The organism is Bradyrhizobium sp. P2_E8, from assembly GCF_056403875.1.
Map to the genome: position 1 here is coordinate 1 of NZ_JBFUES010001136.1, position 2,201 is coordinate 2,201.

General features: G+C 64.9%; 2 protein-coding genes. One reads left to right on the plus strand and one right to left on the minus strand.

What is annotated here, in order from left to right:
• The coding region (locus AC1D00_RS37710) for an AMP-binding protein (RefSeq protein WP_477014165.1) at positions 1 to 1,174 on the plus strand (1,174 nt) is incomplete at its 5' end.
• A gap of 421 nt (positions 1,175 to 1,595) precedes the next feature.
• Here AC1D00_RS37710 and AC1D00_RS37715 read toward each other — a convergent pair.
• Positions 1,596 to 2,201, minus strand: a 606-nt coding sequence (locus AC1D00_RS37715) for a thioesterase family protein (protein WP_477014166.1), incomplete at its 5' end; no start/stop codon positions are given.

Sequence of the window (2,201 nt, forward strand, 5' to 3'; positions counted from 1 at the left end):
CCTCAAGGCGGTCTTCACCATGGGACCGGCCGACTATGGCGTCGATCTGTTGCAGGCGATCGATATCGAAGGCCATGCCAGCGCGCATTGCTTTGCCGGCCCTGACGATATCTCCACGCTGAATTACACCGGCGGCACGACCGGCAAATCCAAGGGCGCGCTGCGCTACCATCGCGAAAATGCCGGGGCCGCCGCCGCGATCCTCGCCGACTTCGAAATCCCGGAAGGTGCGCGCTATCTCACGGTCGCCCCGATCAGCCATGTCGCCGGCACCAAAGTGCTGCCGACCCTGATGCGCGGCGGCACCGTGCACGTGCTGAAGGGTTTCGATCCCGAGGCCGTGCTGGCGACGATCGCGCGCGAGCGCATCAACTTCACGCTGTTCGTTCCGACCATGATCTACGTGCTGCTCGACCATCCCGCGCTGGGCAGGACCGACCTCTCCTCGCTCGAGCTCGTGCTCTAYGGCGCATCCGCGATGTCTCCGAGCCGGCTGATCGAGGGCATCGAACGGATCGGGCCGGTGTTCTCGCAGCTCTACGGCCAGACCGAATGCTATCCGATCTCGGTGCTGCGCAAGAAGGACCATGATCCCAGGACGCCGGAGCTGTTCCTGTCCTGCGGCTTCCCGATCGCGGCCTGCGAGGTCAGGATCCTCGACGACAACGACCAGGAGGTGAAGACGGGCGATGCCGGCGAGATCTGCGTGCGCGCCCCGCATGTCATGGCGGAATACTGGAAGCGGCCTGACGTCACGGCCGAGACGCTGAAGAACGGCTGGGTCCACACCGGCGACATCGCGCGCAAGGACGAGCGCGGCTACATGTTCATCCTCGACCGCAAGAAGGACATGATCGTCTCCGGCGGCTTCAACATCTTTCCGCGCGAGGTCGAGGACGTGCTGTCTCAGCATGCGGATGTCGCGATGGTCGCGGTCGTCGGCATCCCTGACGAGAAATGGGGCGAAGCCGTCATCGCCATCGTCGTGCCGCGCGAAGGCGCAAGGCCCGATCCGGGCGAGCTGATCAATTTCGTGAAGACGCGAAAGGGTTCGGCGCATGCGCCGAAGCAGATCCAGTTCGTCAAGCAATTGCCGATGACCGGCGTCGGCAAGGTCGACAAGAAGGTGCTGCGCGCGGGATTTTGGAGCGGGCGGGACCGGATGGTGGGGTAGTCATCTCGATCTGCAACTTGTGGCAGGCAGCACCGTACAGCCTCCCGCGCCCGCCCCCGGGATTCTACGGTGTCGCTGTGACCGGCGAACAACAGCGCGGAAGGGACTTTGCAGCCACGCCGTCCGCACGATTGCAGGCGAATCAACGAATCAAATAGACCGCTGACGGGGCTGGGAAGCGGAGTATCAGATGAGAGTCGCTTCCTTGGAAAGTGCGTTGGCCGCCATCACGTTGATCACGGCCATTGTTGTCCTGCTGTGGGAGATCAAGATCGTCTACGGCAGTTGAACTGGCAGGACGCTGGCGTCGAACAGAGACCTCCGGACAAGAAGAGGCTCGCGACCAGGGCATCCCTTCCGCGGCGGCGGAAGTCTGCCGTTCAATCGGCTCAAGCAGCGATCACGGCGCTTGCCGTCACGCTCACCGCTTCTCGATCACCAGGCTCTGCACCGCGCGACCGAAATAGCCTTGCCGGTCCGCCAGCCGCGACATGGCGAGCCCTGCGCCGTCGGGGCCGATCCAGGAGTCGCCGTCCAGCAAGATCCACTCGCCGACCGGCTGGCGCGCAAAGCTCACGGTGAGATCGGCGTTGATGTAGGTCCAGGCGCGGAAGTCGAGCGTCGAAGCCGTGCCGTTGGAAAAATCGGCGGCGACCATTGCGCGCATCGCCTGCGAGATCGCTTCGCCCTCGATCAAGGGATGGTCGACGCGAAACCAGACCGCCCCGGCACCGGCCTGGCCGAAGCGGCCGCGCGCGGCGCGCATCGAGACCGAGCGCACGAACGGACTGGTGGCGGCATGACCGTCCTCGACCAGTGAATCCTCCGGCGACGGCAAGGTGACCGGCAGCTCCTTGACCTCGTCCGGCAGCGCCTGCGCCTGCGTCTTGATCTTGAGCACGGTGGCGCCCACGACCTGCACGCCGTCGGCGAGCAGCTTGATTTCGCAGAGCTGGATCTTGCGGCCCTCGCGCAAAATCTCGGTCGCGATCGTGAGCGGCGCCACCGGCACCGGGCGCATCAGATC